Source organism: Azospirillum sp. A26 (genome assembly GCF_042604635.1).
Classification (GTDB): Bacteria; Pseudomonadota; Alphaproteobacteria; order Azospirillales; family Azospirillaceae; genus Azospirillum; species Azospirillum palustre.
The window spans coordinates 645,350-660,000 of sequence record NZ_CP170474.1 but is presented as its reverse complement, the minus strand read 5'-3'; the positions used below and the strand labels follow the sequence as shown (position 1 = coordinate 660,000).

General features: G+C 68.9%; 14 protein-coding genes (1 of these 14 cut by a window edge). 7 read left to right on the top strand and 7 right to left on the bottom strand.

The window, feature by feature from the left end; all coding sequences use genetic code 11:
• From ABNQ39_RS26615 to ABNQ39_RS26600, 4 genes are all read right to left on the bottom strand, one after another.
• Window positions 1-683 carry the 5' portion of an ABC transporter substrate-binding protein gene (locus ABNQ39_RS26615; protein ID WP_376964090.1) on the bottom strand. Its footprint begins 523 nt before the window's first position, so 683 of the gene's 1,206 nt are visible here — the first part of the coding sequence; the start codon lies at window positions 681-683; its stop codon lies off the left edge, out of view.
• Between the two features lie 87 nt (window positions 684-770).
• Window positions 771-1,565: a 3-hydroxybutyrate dehydrogenase gene (locus ABNQ39_RS26610; RefSeq protein WP_376964088.1), complete on the bottom strand. Its 795-nt coding sequence runs from the start codon at window positions 1,563-1,565 to the stop codon at window positions 771-773.
• A gap of 32 nt (window positions 1,566-1,597) precedes the next feature.
• A complete protein-coding gene (locus ABNQ39_RS26605; RefSeq protein ID WP_376964085.1) occupies window positions 1,598-2,536 on the bottom strand; it encodes a 3-keto-5-aminohexanoate cleavage protein in 939 nt (312 codons plus the stop codon).
• Window positions 2,537-2,606: 70 nt separating this feature from the next.
• Entirely contained in the window at window positions 2,607-3,533 is a 927-nt protein-coding gene (locus tag ABNQ39_RS26600; protein ID WP_376964082.1) for a 3-hydroxyacyl-CoA dehydrogenase family protein, read from the bottom strand.
• A gap of 297 nt (window positions 3,534-3,830) precedes the next feature.
• On the opposite strand from ABNQ39_RS26600, the gene ABNQ39_RS26595 reads away from it, so the two are divergent.
• The 7 genes from ABNQ39_RS26595 (at window position 3,831) to ABNQ39_RS26565 (ending at window position 11,389) form a co-directional block, all read left to right on the top strand.
• On the top strand, window positions 3,831-5,258 hold the full coding sequence (locus tag ABNQ39_RS26595) for a sigma-54 interaction domain-containing protein (protein ID WP_376964079.1): 1,428 nt from the start codon (window positions 3,831-3,833) through the stop codon (window positions 5,256-5,258).
• Between the two features lie 158 nt (window positions 5,259-5,416).
• Window positions 5,417-6,424: a LacI family DNA-binding transcriptional regulator gene (locus ABNQ39_RS26590; protein WP_376964076.1), complete on the top strand. Its 1,008-nt coding sequence runs from the start codon at window positions 5,417-5,419 to the stop codon at window positions 6,422-6,424.
• 152 nt (window positions 6,425-6,576) lie between these two features.
• Window positions 6,577-7,677, top strand: a complete 1,101-nt coding sequence (locus tag ABNQ39_RS26585) for an ABC transporter ATP-binding protein (RefSeq protein ID WP_376964074.1) — start codon at window positions 6,577-6,579, stop codon at window positions 7,675-7,677.
• 50 nt (window positions 7,678-7,727) lie between these two features.
• A complete protein-coding gene (locus ABNQ39_RS26580; protein WP_376964072.1) occupies window positions 7,728-8,891 on the top strand; it encodes an extracellular solute-binding protein in 1,164 nt (387 codons plus the stop codon).
• Window positions 8,881-9,798: an ABC transporter permease gene (locus ABNQ39_RS26575; RefSeq protein ID WP_376964070.1), complete on the top strand. Its 918-nt coding sequence runs from the start codon at window positions 8,881-8,883 to the stop codon at window positions 9,796-9,798. Before ABNQ39_RS26580 ends, ABNQ39_RS26575 begins: the two co-directional genes overlap by 11 nt.
• A 14-nt stretch (window positions 9,799-9,812) precedes the next feature.
• Window positions 9,813-10,628 (top strand): ABC transporter permease, encoded by an 816-nt coding sequence (locus ABNQ39_RS26570; protein WP_376964068.1) that lies wholly within the window; start codon window positions 9,813-9,815, stop codon window positions 10,626-10,628.
• Between the two features lie 5 nt (window positions 10,629-10,633).
• Window positions 10,634-11,389: an MBL fold metallo-hydrolase gene (locus ABNQ39_RS26565; protein WP_376964067.1), complete on the top strand. Its 756-nt coding sequence runs from the start codon at window positions 10,634-10,636 to the stop codon at window positions 11,387-11,389.
• 36 nt (window positions 11,390-11,425) lie between these two features.
• On the opposite strand, the gene ABNQ39_RS26560 is transcribed toward ABNQ39_RS26565, so the two are convergent.
• From ABNQ39_RS26560 to ABNQ39_RS26550, 3 genes are read right to left on the bottom strand one after another with little or no spacing between them, the layout of a single operon-like run.
• Window positions 11,426-13,093: an AMP-binding protein gene (locus tag ABNQ39_RS26560; protein ID WP_376964065.1), complete on the bottom strand. Its 1,668-nt coding sequence runs from the start codon at window positions 13,091-13,093 to the stop codon at window positions 11,426-11,428.
• A 7-nt stretch (window positions 13,094-13,100) separates the two neighbouring features.
• A complete protein-coding gene (locus tag ABNQ39_RS26555; RefSeq protein WP_376964062.1) occupies window positions 13,101-14,336 on the bottom strand; it encodes a beta-ketoacyl-[acyl-carrier-protein] synthase family protein in 1,236 nt (411 codons plus the stop codon).
• Entirely contained in the window at window positions 14,333-14,611 is a 279-nt protein-coding gene (locus ABNQ39_RS26550; RefSeq protein ID WP_109047467.1) for an acyl carrier protein, read from the bottom strand. The genes ABNQ39_RS26555 and ABNQ39_RS26550 overlap by 4 nt, the downstream gene beginning before the upstream one ends.
• Window positions 14,612-14,651 lie beyond the last annotated feature (40 nt).

Sequence of the window (14,651 nt, the reverse complement as noted above, 5' to 3'; positions counted from 1 at the left end):
GCATTGGCGAAGGCGACCACCTCGGCCCCCGATGCCTGCGCCTGCAGCAGGTAGGAGGAGAAGTCGGACGCCCCCAGCGGATGGCGCACGCTGCCCTTGATGGTGCCGCCCAGCTGCTTGACCGTGTTGGCCGCCTCGGCTTCCAGCGAATGGCCGAAGGCGTAGTCGGCGGTGATGAAGAACCAGCTCTTGCGGCCCTGCTCGACCAGCGCGCGGGCGGTGGCGGAGGCCACGGCATGGTTGTCCCAGGTCCATTGGAAGCCGTAGGGGCTGCATTCCTTGCCGGTCAGGTCGGTCGAACCGGGACCGGACATCAGGAACAGGCGCTTCTTGTCGCGCGTGATCGCTTGTACCGCCAATGCTGCGGCGGAGTTCGGCACGTCGGCGACGACGTCGACCTTCTCGGTATCGATCCACTGGCGGGCTAGGTTGGCGGCGATGTCCGCCTTGTTCTGGTGATCGCCGACGATGATCTCGATCTTCGTGCCGTTCACGGCATTGCCGAATTCCTCAGCGGCCATCCGGGCCGCAACCGCCGACCCCTCGCCATTGATGTCGGCGTAGATGCCGGAGCGGTCGGACAGCATGCCGATCTTGATGACGTTGTCGGACATCTGGGCCTGGGCGGCGCCGGACGCCAGGACGGTACCGGCGAGAAGCCCGGCAACAAGCGGTTTACGCATGGTTCGCTCCCCAATTGGACGGTTTTTGGTGTTTTGGTTTTGATGTCTTGGTCACTCGCCCCCGGCCGGTGGGCCGGGAGGCGGAGATCAATGGGTGGTATAGCCGCCATCGACGGGAAGGGCCGCTCCGGTGATCGACCCCGCGGCGTCGGAACACAGGAAGGCGATGGCGGACGCGACCTCCTCCGGCGCAATCAGCCGGCCGGTCGGCATTCTCTCCAGGAACACCGCCCGCAGCACCTGATCCTCCGGCAGGCCGGTGACCTGCGCCTGCTGGGCGATCTGGCGTTCGATGATGGGCGTCAGCACCGTGCCAGGGCAGATCGCGTTGCAGGTGATGCCGTGGGCCGCCAGCTCGATCGACACCGACTTGGTCAGGCCGATGATGCCATGCTTGGCGGCGACATAAGCCGGCTTGTGCGGCGCGCCGACCATGCCCAGCACCGACGCGGTGTTGACGATGCGCCCCCAGCCCCGCTCCCGCATGGACGGCACCGCCGCCTTGATGGCGTGGAAGGCGGCGCTGAGATTGACCGCCAGCAGCAGGTCCCACTTGTCGTCGGGGAACTCGTCCAATGCCGCGACATGCTGGACACCGGCATTGTTCACCAGGATGTCGACCGGTCCCAGCCGGTCGGCGGCGTCGGCCATCATGGCGCGCACCTCCTCCGGGCGGCTGAGGTCGGCGGCGGAATAGACGATCCGGCGGCCGGTCCGCTCGGCGATTTCGGCGCAGTTGCGGTCGATCTCCGCGCGGTCGCCGAAGCCGTTGACCATCACGTCGCAGCCGCGGCCGGCAAGCTCCCGCACCGTCGCCAGCCCGATGCCGCTGGTGGACCCGGTGACGACGGCGATTCTGGCGGCAGCGATTCTGTTCTGCATGTTTCTTCGTTCCTCTGTCGGATGATTGCGCGTCAGAACGCCACCTGATCGGCGCCCTTGAGGTCGAGCATGGCGCGCGCCTCTTCCGGGGTGGCGACCTCCAGCGACAGCTCCTCCAGGATGCGGCGGATCTTCGCCACCTGCTCGGCGCTGTTGCGGGCCAGCCGGCCCTTGGCGAGATAGAGGCTGTCCTCCAGCCCGACGCGGACATTGCCGCCCATCACCGCGGCCATGGTGGTGAAGGGGATCTGGTGGCGGCCGGCCGCCAGCACCGACCATTCGTAATCCTTGCCGAAAAGGCGGTCGGCGGTCTCGCGCATGAAGACGAGGTTGCGTTCCTCCGCCCCGATGCCGCCGAGGATCCCGAAGATGGTCTGGATGAACAGCGGCGTCTTCACCAGCCCGCGGTCGAGGAAATGCGCGAGATTGTAGAGATGCCCGACATCGTAGCACTCGAACTCGAAGCGGGTGCCGCAGCCCTCGCCGAGATGTTCGAGGATATAGGCGATGTCGCGGAAGGTGTTGCGGAAGATGAAGTCGTCGGTGCTGCGCAGATAGGGCTCCTCCCAATCGTGCTTCCAGCCCTTGTAGCGGTCGGCCAGCGGGAAGATGCCGAAATTCATCGACCCCATGTTGAGCGAGCACATCTCCGGCTTGGCCAGCAGCGGGGCGGCGAGGCGTTCCTGCACCGTCATGGTGAGCGAGCCGCCGGTGGTGATGTTCAGCACCGCGTCGGTGGATTGCTTCAGCCGCGGCAGGAACTCCATGAACACCGCCGGGTCGGGCGTCGGCTGGCCGGTGCGGGGATCGCGGGCGTGCAGATGCAGGATCGCCGCCCCGGCCTCCGCCGCGCCGACACCCTGCTCGACGATCTCGTCGGGCGTGACCGGCAGGGCGTCCGACATGGTGGGGGTGTGGATCGATCCGGTCAGCGCGCAGCTGATGATGACTTTTTTCTTCGATGCGGCCATGCAAGGCCCTCCTGTGCTGGTCCGGATGGAAAGGCCCGGACGGTTCGAGTTTGGCGTGTTGGCGTGGCGGCTATCCGCGTTCGGGGTGGTCCAGGCGCTGGAGATGGGCGGCGAGACGGGCGGCGACCTCCTCCCGCTGCCCTTCGCTCCAGACCCGGAAACCGGCGCCGGTCTTCATGCCGAGCCGCCCGGAGGCGACCAGTTCGCTGAGAAGGGGCTGCGGGCCCGGCGTGCGGTCGAGGTCGGGCAGGACATGGCCGTGGACCGCCAGCGTCAGGTCGGTGCCGACCAGATCGGCGTTCTCCAGCGGTCCCAGCACGGCGAGCCGCCGGCCGAAGCTGGCCTTGACCACGGTGTCGACTGTCTCGGCGTCGCACACGCCGTCCTGAACCAGCGCTATGGCCTCGCGCCACAGCGCATGCTGCAGGCGGTTGCCGATGAAGCCGGGCACATCCTTGCGGACCTCCACCGGAAGTTTGCCGATGGACCTCAGCAGGCCGGTCATCGCGGCGACCGCCGCGTCGGCGGTGTCGCGCGTCCGCACCACCTCGACCAGCGGGATCAGATGGGCCGGGTTCCACCAGTGCGTGCCGAGCGCGCGGGTGCGGTCGCGCAGCGGTTCCATGATCCGGGTGATCGGGATGACCGACGTGTTGCTGGCGAGGAGCGCATGGGACGGCGCCGCCGCTTCCACCGCCGCCAGGACGCGCTGCTTGAGGGCGAGATCCTCCGGCACCGCCTCGATGACGATGTCGGCGGTGGCGACGGCCTTCTCCAGCGTCTCATGCGGCCGGATATGGTCGAGGATGGCGATGTCCTTGCCCGGATCGCCGAGGGCCTGATCGCCGAGGGTTTGGCGGATGCGGTCGAGGATGCCGGCCCGGCGAACGGCATCGGGTTCCTGGATCTCGACGCGATGGCCGGCGGCGGCGAATGCCTGCGCGATCCCCTGCCCCATCATCCCGGCACCGATGATGGCGATGCGCTGCTGTGTCATGGTCTGTGCATTCCCTCGTCCCGCGTGACCGGAGCCCATTGAGCGTTGCTCTGATTGTTCGTTATGGACGCTGTTTGGAATGCTTGGTAAGCAACGGCTGTGCCAGACAGCCAAACGCTTGTTAAGTCACGGTTTTGTTGAAAGCCTGCTCAAGCATGCTGGCCCGGTGTTTGCGAGTGCGCACAGTCCCGCCCGTCGGGAAGCGCGGTTCCCCAGGAAATCAGCCCTTCCATCGTGTTCATTTTTCTGACAGATACCGTACGCAATATTGACAGTCCGTATTAGGGAGGGCTGGGAATGCCAACGGATCGGAGCGTGCAGTTCGCTGCGGCGTGCGCATTGATGGCAATGGTCGACGAGATGATCGACGGTGCCCTGCTGGTCGACCGCGACGCCCGCATCGTCTGGTCGAACGACAAGCATGTCTGGTTCACTGAGAAGCTGATGGCGCAGCTGGGGCTCCAGTCACGGGCGGACGCCATCGGCCAGCCGGTGGAGCGTGTCATCCCGCACAGCCGGATGCGCGAGGTGGTGGAAACCGGCCGGTCGATGCCGCTCGACATCATGCGCTATGGCGAACACACGCTGCTGGTCAGCCGCCTGCCGCTGCGTGACGAGACCGGCGAGGTCATCGGCGCCCTCGCCTTTGCGCTGAAGAACAGCCTGACCTATCTCCGCCCCATCGCCGACCGCTTCAACAAGCTGCAATCCCGGCTGACCCGGGTCGAGCAGGAACTGGCCGCCAGCCGGGCGTCGAAATACACGGTCGAGAACCTGATCGGCTTCAGCCCGGCGATGCTCCAGGTCAAGCGGCTGGTGCGCCGCGCCGGCCAGATCAATTCGGCGGTGCTGCTGCTGGGCGAGACCGGAACCGGCAAGGAGTTGGTGGCGCAGTCGATCCATGCCTCCTCCGACCGCGCCCACCGCCCCTTCGTCGGCGTCAACACCGCCGCCATCCCCGAAAACCTGCTGGAGGCGGAGTTCTTCGGCGTCGCACCCGGCGCCTACACCGGCGCCGGCCGCCAGCCGCGCCCCGGCAAGTTCCAGCTGGCCGACGGCGGAACCCTGTTCCTCGACGAGATCGGCGACATGCCGCTGCCGTTGCAGGCCAAGCTGCTGCGTGCCTTGCAGGAACGGGAGGTCGAGCCGCTGGGCTCCAACCAGGTGGTCAAGGTCGATGTCCGCATCATCGCGGCGACCAGCCGGCCGCTGGCCGAGATGGTGCGCAGCGGCGCCTTCCGGCCGGACCTCTATTACCGGCTGAACGTCTTCCCGATCCAGCTGCCGGCGCTGCGCGACCGCCGGGACGATCTGGAAATTCTCGCCTCGCTGTTTTCGGAGAAGGTCGCGCTCAGCCTCGACCAGCCGATGCGCGACCTCACCGCGTCGGCGCTCGACGCGCTGCGGCGCCATGACTGGCCCGGCAACATCCGCGAACTGGCCAACGTCATCGAACAGGTCTATGTGCGCACCGAAGGCGACCGCATCCTCGCCGACGACTTCGCCGACATCCTGCCGGACGCTCCCCTCGACCGCCCCGCCCCGCTGGAGGGCAAGCGCCCGCTGGCCGCGGCGATGGACGTTCTGGAACGGTCGCTGATCCTGGAGGCGCTGGCCGGCTGCCGGGGCAACAAGCTGGAGGCTGCCCGCAGCCTCGGCCTGTCGCGCACCAACCTCTACGCGAAACTGCGCAAGCACGGCATTCCGGTGCAGCCGGACGACTGAGGCTGCCGACCTTGCGTCCTTAAGCGGCGGTGGAAAGACAGCCGTTTGCGGCGACCGCATCAGCGTCGCCATCGCGATCAGCGACCGGGTGTCGGCAGTCTGGCACCCAGGCCGCGAAGCCCTTACACTCGCCGCACGACCGAGCGGCCGGAGGAACAGTGGCGGGGGAGCGGAGGCGGGCGACCGCAGTGGATGTGGCGAGGCTGGCGGGGGTATCGCAGTCGGCCGTGTCACGGTGCTTTACCGAGGGGGCCAGCGTTTCGGCGGAAACGCGCAGCCGCGTGCTGGAGGCGGCACGGCGGCTGTCCTACCGCCCGAACGCCATCGCGCGCAGCCTGACGACCCGGCGCACCAACCTGATCGGCGTCGTCATGGGCGATCTCGACGGGCCGTTCCAGCCCTATCTGTTCGAAACGCTCACCCGCGGTCTGGCCTCGCGCGGCAGGCAACCGCTGCTGGTGCGCGGCGACCCGGCAGATGCGCTGGACGGCACGGCGATGGCCGCTCTCGACTATCAGGTGGATGCGGTGGTGGTGACGGCCGGCAGCGTCTCTCCGGCGGCGATCCGCGGCCTGATGGCGCTCGGCGTCCCGTTGCTTCTCTACGGCCGGGCGGTGGAGGCGGACGGGGTGGACAGCATCTGCTGCGACAACCCGCTCGGCGCCCGTCTGGTGGCGCAGGCTCTGGTCGCGGCCGGACACCGCCGCATCGCCTATCTCGGCGGACGCCCCACCGCCTTTTCCGAGCAGGAGCGCGGCAGCGCCTTCCGCACGGCCTTGGCGGAGCTTGGGCTGCCGCTGGCCGCCGCGGGAGAGGGCGACTATACCTACGACAGCGGCCATCGCGAGGCGCTGCGGCTGCTGGCCGGTCCCGACCGTCCGGACGCCCTGTTCTGCGGCAACGACGCCATGGCCTTCGGCGCGCTCGACGCCGCCCGCACCACGCTCGGCCTCCGGGTTCCTGACGAGCTGTCCATCGTCGGCTTCGACGATGTGCCGATGGCCGGCTGGCCGAGCTTCTCCCTCACCACCATCCGCAATCCGGTCGAGGACATCGTGGCGACCCTGCTCGACATGCTGGAGCGGCGGCTGGCCGACCCCGACGCCCCGCCGGTTCTGCACCGCCCGCCCCCGCTGCTGGTCAGGCGCGGATCGGCGCGCCTTTGACGCGCTTTTGACGCCCCACCCCGCCGCATTCACCAAAGCATCACAATTCCATCATTCTGGCTTCACGCTTCCCACCTAAACCCTGCGTCAGCGGCTTTGCATACGCATGCAACGGCGCTGACCACTTCGGGAAATGCGGGAAGTCTGCGGCGATGGCGGAATTGCATGTCGAGAATCTGACCGTCGCCTATGGCGGCTCGCGCGTGCTGAACGGCGTCAGCCTGCATGTCCGCCCCGGCGAGTTCGTGGCGCTGCTGGGCTCGTCGGGCTGCGGCAAGACCACGCTGCTGCGGGCGGTGTCGGGCTTCGTGCCGGTGGATGGCGGGCGCATCGCCATCGCCGGGCGCGACGTGACCCGCGCGCCGCCGGAGCGCCGCGACACCGCGATGGTCTTCCAGTCCTATGCGCTGTGGCCGCACATGACCACCGCCCAGAACATCGGCTACGGCCTGAAGCTGCGCCGCTGGCCCCGCCCGCGCATCGCCGAGCGGGTGGCCGAGATGCTGCGGCTGCTGAAGCTCGACGGGCTGGCCGACCGCAACGTCACCCAGCTGTCGGGCGGCCAGCGCCAGCGCGTGGCGCTCGGCCGGGCGCTGGCGATCAACCCCGACATCCTGCTGCTGGACGAGCCGCTGTCCAACCTCGACGCCCGCATCCGGCTCGAACTGCGCCACGAAATCCGTGCGCTGCAACAGCGGCTCGGCATCACCGCCGTCCATGTGACGCATGACCGCGAAGAGGCGATGGTGATGGCCGACCGCATCGTCATCCTGAACGCCGGCAGCATCGCCCAGATCGGCACGCCCGAAGAGATCTACCGCCGCCCGGCCAGCGCCTTCGTCGCCAGCTTCCTCGGTGCCGACAATGTGGTGCCCTTACAGGCGACGCGGACGGAGCGGACGCTGGAGATTGCCGCCGGCCCGGACCACGACGCCGTCAGCCTGCCGGCCGGCGATGACGGCGCACAATTCGAATTGATCGGCAGCGGCCCGGTCGCCGCGCATTTCCGCACCGAATCCGTGCGGCTGGCGTCAGCCGGCCACACCCCGTCCGACGCGCTGGTCCTGCGCGGCCGCATCACGCAGTCAGCATATCCCGGCGGCCGCTGGCGCTATGGCGTCGCGGTCGGCGGCACGGTCTTCCTGGTCGACGACGACGACCGCCGCACGGTCGGCGACGCCGTCGCCATCGTCATCCGGCCTTCGGCCCTGCATTGCTTCCCGCTCCGCCGGGAGGCGGCGGGAACGGCCTGAGGCGATCTCAACCATCCGGTCCACCATCGGGAAAGAAGGGGGATTTTTCCATGACGCTCACGACGCTGAGGACGCTGCTCGCCGGGGCCGCTGGTCTGGCGCTCGCCGCCGGTCTTTCCGCCGCGCCGCTGAAGGCCGAGACGGTGCTGACCGTGCTCACCGCCGGCGACCAGAACATGGTCGATTACGTCAACGAGTATCTGGCGCCGAAGTTCGAGGCGCAGAATCCGGGCGTCAAGGTGCGCGCCGCCGGCACCGGGCCGGGCGACGGCGGATCGCAGAAGATCTACGAGAAGCTGAGCGCCGAGGCCGCCGCCGGGGCCGCCAAATGGGATGTCGACGTCGCCGTCATCCACCAGAAGATGGCCGGCCAGATGGTGCAGGAGAAGATGCTGTCGGCTTACGTCGGCGATGTGAAGACCGGCACGCTCGCCAGCCGCGACAGCGCGCGCAACGCGCTCGGCACCGACGTCACCGGCTATGTCCTGCCGATGTTCCACAGCCAGATCGCGCTGGCCTACAACCCCGAACTGGTGAAGGCGCCCCCCAGGACCTACGCCGAGCTGGCGGAGTGGGTGAAGGCCAATCCGAAGTCCTTCGGCTACAACGGCATCAAGGGCGGCATGTCGGGCGTCGGCTTCGTCACCGGCTGGGCCGCCGCCAACATCGGCGATGCCGCCCGGCTGGAGAAGGGCCCCTACGACGCCGCGATGAAGCCGGCGATCGAGAAGGCGCTGTCCGGCCTGAAGGACTTCAACAAGAGCGTCACGCTGACCCCCGGCAATGCCGGCACGCTCGACATGCTGAACCGCGGCGAGATCGCCATGGGTCCGGTGTGGGTCGACATGTTCTACAGCTGGCAGGCCGACGGCCGCCTCAACCCGGCGATGAAGCTCCAGCTGATCGGTCCGGGCATGCCGGGCCAACCGATGTACTACACGGTCCCGGCCAAGGCCGCCAATCAGGAGGCCGCCCGCAAGTTCATCGAACTGGCGACCAGCCCCGAGGTGCAGGCCGACGGCATCGTCAAGCGCTTCAACTGGTATCCGGGCATCGACGCCACTTACGTACAGCCGAAGCTGGACGCCCAGACCTGGGCCAAGCTGTTCACCGACGTGAAGCCGGACGAGCTGGCGAGCAAGGGCAAGCCCTTCCCGCTGTCGGGCTACTTCACCGACATCATGGAAGCCTATGAGCGCACCGTTGCCAACTGAGGCGGCCGGCCGTCCCGCTGCCCTCCCCCGCTCGCGCGGGGGAGACGGCACCCCCGCCCTGCCCGCCGCCAGGATCGCTCCCGACCGGCTGTGGGGCGTGCTGCTGGTCCTGCCGGCGCTGGCGATGGTGGCGTTGTTCTTCCTCTACCCGCTGGGTCTGTCGGCGGTCAGCGCCTTCCAGGGCCGTGACGGCGGCTGGACGCTGGCAAACGTCGCCAAGGCGTTCGAGCTGTACAGCCTCGACATGGCCTTCACGCTGGCCATCGTGCTGCTGTCCTCGGCGCTGGTGGCCGTGCTGTCGGTGGCCATCGGCGGCTACCTGACGCTCGGCGAGAACCGGCTGGCGGTCACCCTGCTGCGCTGGCTCTACCGCTGGCCGCTGTTCATCCCCTTCATCGTCGCCGCCCAGATGATGCGCTCCTTCCTCGCCAAGAATGGGTTGATGAACAATCTGCTGATCGGCGGCGGCATCATCGAGCCGTTGCAGGCGGCGAGCCTGCTCGACTGGCGCGGCGTGGTGGTGACCTTCGTCTGGAAGCAGACGCCTTTCGTGGCGCTGATGGTGGCGGGCGCCATGGCCTCGCTCGACCGCTCGACCATCGAGGCGGCGCGCGATCTCGGCGCCGGGCGGCTGCGCATCCTGGCCGAGATCGTCGTTCCCCAGGTCCGGCCGACGCTGGTCGTCGGGCTGATCCTCAGCTTCGTGACCATGCTGTCGGTGATGTCGGTGCCGATGATGATCAATCCCAACAGCCCGACGATGATCACGGTGGACATGGCCTATCGCATCAACGCCCACGGCGATTACGGCGTCGCCAACGCTCTCGGCTTCGTCTCCTACGCCATGGCCGGTCTGGTCGGCTGGTTCTACCTGCGGCACGGCGTGCGCCAGGGCGGTGCGCGATGACCTCTTTTATCCCAATGCGAGCCCTCGCCCGGATTTTCGCCTGGATTCCGCGCGGACTGGCGCTGGGGGTGCTGGCCTTCGTCATCTTCGGGCCGCTGACCAATCTCGGCCTGTGGGCGGTGGCGGAGAAATGGTATTTCCCTCACACCCTGCCCCTGCAATACGGCTTCTCCTTCTGGGAGCGGGTGTTCGCCCCGCGCTCCAACGCCATGGCGTCGCTGGCGACCAGCGTCACCATCGCGCTGCTGACGGTGGCGGCCTGCCTCGCCGTGTCGGTTCCCGCCGGCTATGCGCTGGCCCGGCTGCGGCTGCCCTGGCGGGGCGCGATCCTGCTGGCCTTCCTGCTGCCCCAGGCCTTTCCCAGCGTCGCCGTCTACATCAACGTGGCGCGCATCTTCTACACGCTGGGCCTCAACGGCACGGTGGCGGGCGTGGTTCTCGTCCACACCGTCCATGGGCTGGTCTTCTCCGTCTGGATCACCGCCGCCGCCTTCGCCGCCGTCGACCGCTCGCTGGAGGAGGCGGCGCGCGACATGGGCGCCGGCCCCCTGCGCACCTTCTTCGGCATCACCCTGCCGCTGGCGGCGCCGGGGGTGATGGCGAGTTCCATCTTCGTCTTCCTGGAATCGCTGGACGAGTTCACCGGCACCTATTTCGTCGGGGTGCCCGACATCTCCACCCTGCCGCTGCTCATGTTCAACGCCGGCATGGGCGGCAATTTCCAGATCGCCGCCATCACCGCCCTGATCCTGCTGGTTCCCTCGGTGGGCTTCATGCTGGTGATCGAACGTTTCCTCAAGGCCGACGTGCTGGCCAAAGTCGGACATTGACCCCCATGGACATCCAGGTTCTGGGCGTCGGCGAAGCGGCCGACCCCTCCTTCGCCAACTCCTCTCTGATCGTCGCCGCCGGCGGCTTCCGCCTGATGATCGACTGCGGCCATTCGGTGCCGCCCGTCCTGTGGCGGGAGGTGCCGGACCCCGACGCCATCGACGCGCTCTATTTCACCCACCATCACCCCGACCATTGCTTCGGTCTGGTGCCGACGCTGATCCGCTGGACCGACGACCGCCGCAGCAAGCCGCTGGACATCGTCACCACCGTCGGCGGGTGGAAGCAGCTGGCCCTGCTGTTCCAGGCCGGCGCCACCGATCCCGAACGCTCGCTCTCCTTTCCGCTGCGCTGGATCGAAACCCCGGAAAACGGCACGCTCGGCCCCTTCCGCCTGCGCACCGCCCTCACCCGCCATTCCATGCCCAACCGTGCCATCCGGCTGGAGGCGGGCGGCGTCGCCTTCGCCCATTCCGGCGACGGCCGCGCCACGCCTGACTCCGAAGATCTCTTCCGCGGCGCCGACCTGCTGTTCCACGAGTGCCTGACGGTCGAGCCGGACCCGCTCCAGCCCTTCCACGCCGCCTTCAGCCAGCTGTCCGATTTCCCCGACCGGCTCGGCGTCCGCGCGATGCGCCTCTATCATGTCCGCATGGGCGAACGGGACCGGCTGGCCGCCGCCTGCGCTGCCGGCACACGCATAAGTCTCGCCCAGCCGGGGGAGCGGATCACTCTCCAGGCCCAAGCACCCGCAGCCTGATCATCCGCCTTGTCGGGCGGTCCGCCGCGATCCCCGTCAGGCCAGCTGCGGGATCGCTCCGGCCTGCCAGCGGCGGCGGATGACCGCGGTGCGCTTCTTGCCGCTGGAGGTCTTCTCGATGGTTCCCTTCGGCACGACGGCGATGTCGGTCGGCACGAAGCCGAAGCCGTCGAGGATGCAGCGCCGGATCGCCGTCAGCCGTCCGCTCACCACTGGCGGCGGCGACGTGGCGTTGCCCTCGACCAGCAGCACCTGACGCGGCCCGCCGGGCTCGTCGGCGGCGAACAGCACCGCGCGTCCGGGGCCGACGAACGGCAGGGATTCGACCTCCAGCTCGACATCGGCGGGGATGACGTTGCGGCCGCCCACCACCAGCATCTCGTCCTTGCGGGCGACGAAGAACAGCTCGCCGTCGTGCAGGAACCCCAGATCGCCGGAGCGCATCCATCCCCGGCCGAGCGCCCGCTGCGTCATCGCCTCGTCCCGCCAGTAGCCGGGGGTGAGGCAGGGCCCGGCGACCGTGATCTCGCCCAGCATCAACTCGCCGAGCGGACATCCCGCCTCGTCGCGCACGACGAGGTCGCAGGCATCGTTGGGCCTGCCGACCGAAACGAGGTCCAGCTTTTCACCGCCACCGTCACCGGAGTCGTCCGTCAGCACCCGGCCCCCCGGAGCGATGCGCACGCGCAGCCGGCGCAGCCCCGGTTCGCGGCTGTGGGTGCAGCCCAGCGTGTATTCCGCCATGCCATAGCCGGCGCGCAGCTGCGATGGCGGCATCCCCAGCGGCGCCAGCACCGCCGCCGCCTCGTCCAGCACCGCCGGGCTGATCTTCTCGGCGGCGACATAGAGGATCAGCGCCGACAGGTCGCAGCCGCGGCCATGCAGGCGGCGCACCCCGCGCAGCGTCGCCGCCAGCACCGAACTGGTGGAGAAAGTCAGATCGCTGCCCCGCGCGGCCATCGCGGCGAACCAGCGCGCCGGATTGCGCATGTACCAGGCGGGGGGTGCGACCATCGCATCGGCCCCGGTGAACAGCGGCAACAGGATGCCGATGAACAGCCCCATGTCATGATAGAAGGGCAGCCAGGACGCAACCGAGCGCGGCGGCCGGCCGCTGCCGGCAGCCGCATAATTGTCGGCGAGCTGGCGGAGCTGCGCCATCACCATGGCGTGGGTGACCATCACGCCCTTCGGCTGCCCGGTGCTGCCCGAACTGAACTGGATCAGCGCCAGCCCGTCGGCCCTGCACTCGCCATCGCCTACGGTCAGAGGCAACCGCTCAAGCGGCGCCTCCAGCGCCTCCACCGTGGTCAGCAAAGGGTCGAGCTGCGGAACGACGGCAGGACGGTCGGTCACCACCAGCCGCGCATCGCATCGCCGCGTCACCTCCAGCAGGAAACGCAGGAAGCCGCCCGCCTTCTCCGAAGCCGTCTCCGAAACCGTTCCCGACCAGGGCCGCAGCGGCACCGGCACGGCTTGCAGCTGCCACAGCGCCAGCAGCAGGCAGATCGCGGACGAGCCGGTGTCGAGCAGCATCACCACGCGGTCACCCGGCCGGATGCCGCGAGCCGCCAGCCCGGCAGCGATGGCGCCGGACCGGGTCCGCAGCTCCGAAAGCCGCCGGTCCATCCCTTCGGCGGGAAAATGCCACAGCGGGTCGCCTGCGGCCCCGCCATGGTCGAGCCAGTTCAGAAGCCCCGTCATCGCCGCCTCACACCGCCCGCACGGCGATGGCCGCATTGACGCCGCCGAAGGCGAAGGACTGCGAGACGGCGGCGTCGAAGCGATGGGCGCGCGCCTCGTTCGGAACGCAGTCGATGTCGCAGTCGGGGTCGGCACCCTGGTAATTGACGGTCGGCGGCGCCACGCCACGGGTGAGGCCGAGGATGGTGGCGATCAGCTCCAGCGCACCGGCGGCGCCGAAGGTGTGGCCGATCTGCGATTTGGTGGAGGACATCATCAGCCGCGCCGCATGGGGACCGAACACCGCATGGGCCACCGCCGTTTCCACCCGGTCGTTCAGCGGCGTCCCGGTGCCGTGGGCATTGAGATAACCGATCTCATCGGTGCGCAGTCCGGCATCGGCCAGGGCCTGCATCACCGCCCGGACCGGGCCGCGGATCGTCGGCTGGACGGTGTCGGTGGCATCGCTCGACATGCCGAAGCCGGCGATCTCGGCCAGCACCGGGGCGCCGCGCCTGTCGGCGGACTCCATCGTCTCGATGACCAGGATGCCGGAGCCTTCGCCGAGCGCCAGCCCGGAGCGGCCGGTGGAGAAGGGGCGGCAGGTGTCGGAGGCGATGGTCCGCGCCGCGTCGAAGGCGCGCATCACCGCATAGATGACGTTGGCCTCGGTCCCGCCGGTCAGCGCGCGGTCGACATAACCGTGACGCACCATCATCGCCGCCTGCGAGATGGCGTGCGACCCGGAGGCGCAGCCGGTGGCGACGACGAAGGACGGCCCGAGGATGCCGTGCTCGATGGCGATCATGCCGCAGCAGGCCTGGTGGTTGGTACGCGGCACCGTGGTCGGATGGGCGCGCGGCCGGCGGTTGGCGAACAGGTGGATGGCCGTCTCTTCGCGCGAGATCTCGCCGCCGCCGCCGCAGCCGAGCACGATGGCCGCATCGGTCAGGTCGGCGGAGGTCAGGCCGGCGGCGGCGATGGCCTCGTTCGCGGCCAGCAGCGCATACTGCACGAAGGGTTCGCAGGTCAGCAGCTGCGCCTCGCTGAAATGATCCAGCGGCCGGTAGCCGGCGACGGTCGCGGCGGGACGGACGACCTCCATCGCCTCGAAGGTCCGGCGGGTGGGCTGGATGGCCGTGCGCGCCTCGGTCACGCCCTGCCAGAAGGCGGGAAGGCCGACGCCGAAGCCGGTGACGGCGCCCACGCCGGTCACCACCACCCGGTGTGAGCCGTCGGGACGGCGGTACCGACCGCCTGTCATGCCGTCACCTCTCTGGTGGCGGCCAGACGCCGGACCAGCACCTCCAGCTCGCCGCAGGTCTCGAAGACGTCCAGCCCCTCGTCGACGATGCCGACGCCGAACAGCTCCTCGATCTCGAAGGTGATGGTGATGACCTGGATCGACGCCAGCCCCAGCCGGTCGAAACGGGTGTCGGGAGTGAACTCGGTCTCGCGCAGGCTGGGCACGACCTTGACGATACAGTCCTTGATACCGCCCCAGACCGGGCTGTCGGCGAAGGGGGTGGAGTCGGGCATCGGCGTTCCTTCGGTTGAGGTCGATTGGGTATCGGGATGG

What these genes read in the sequence shown, in the direction of transcription:
- ABNQ39_RS26610 (WP_376964088.1), bottom strand. Translation starts at nt 1,565, where the DNA reads ATGCAGAACAGAATCGCTGCCGCCAGAATCGCCGTCGTCACCGGGTCC.
- ABNQ39_RS26605 (WP_376964085.1), bottom strand. Translation starts at nt 2,536, where the DNA reads ATGGCCGCATCGAAGAAAAAAGTCATCATCAGCTGCGCGCTGACCGGA.
- ABNQ39_RS26600 (WP_376964082.1), bottom strand. Translation starts at nt 3,533, where the DNA reads ATGACACAGCAGCGCATCGCCATCATCGGTGCCGGGATGATGGGGCAG.
- ABNQ39_RS26595 (WP_376964079.1), top strand. Translation starts at nt 3,831, where the DNA reads ATGCCAACGGATCGGAGCGTGCAGTTCGCTGCGGCGTGCGCATTGATG.
- ABNQ39_RS26585 (WP_376964074.1), top strand. Translation starts at nt 6,577, where the DNA reads ATGGCGGAATTGCATGTCGAGAATCTGACCGTCGCCTATGGCGGCTCG.
- ABNQ39_RS26580 (WP_376964072.1), top strand. Translation starts at nt 7,728, where the DNA reads ATGACGCTCACGACGCTGAGGACGCTGCTCGCCGGGGCCGCTGGTCTG.
- ABNQ39_RS26570 (WP_376964068.1), top strand. Translation starts at nt 9,813, where the DNA reads ATGCGAGCCCTCGCCCGGATTTTCGCCTGGATTCCGCGCGGACTGGCG.
- ABNQ39_RS26565 (WP_376964067.1), top strand. Translation starts at nt 10,634, where the DNA reads ATGGACATCCAGGTTCTGGGCGTCGGCGAAGCGGCCGACCCCTCCTTC.
- ABNQ39_RS26560 (WP_376964065.1), bottom strand. Translation starts at nt 13,093, where the DNA reads ATGACGGGGCTTCTGAACTGGCTCGACCATGGCGGGGCCGCAGGCGAC.
- ABNQ39_RS26555 (WP_376964062.1), bottom strand. Translation starts at nt 14,336, where the DNA reads ATGACAGGCGGTCGGTACCGCCGTCCCGACGGCTCACACCGGGTGGTG.
- ABNQ39_RS26550 (WP_109047467.1), bottom strand. Translation starts at nt 14,611, where the DNA reads ATGCCCGACTCCACCCCCTTCGCCGACAGCCCGGTCTGGGGCGGTATC.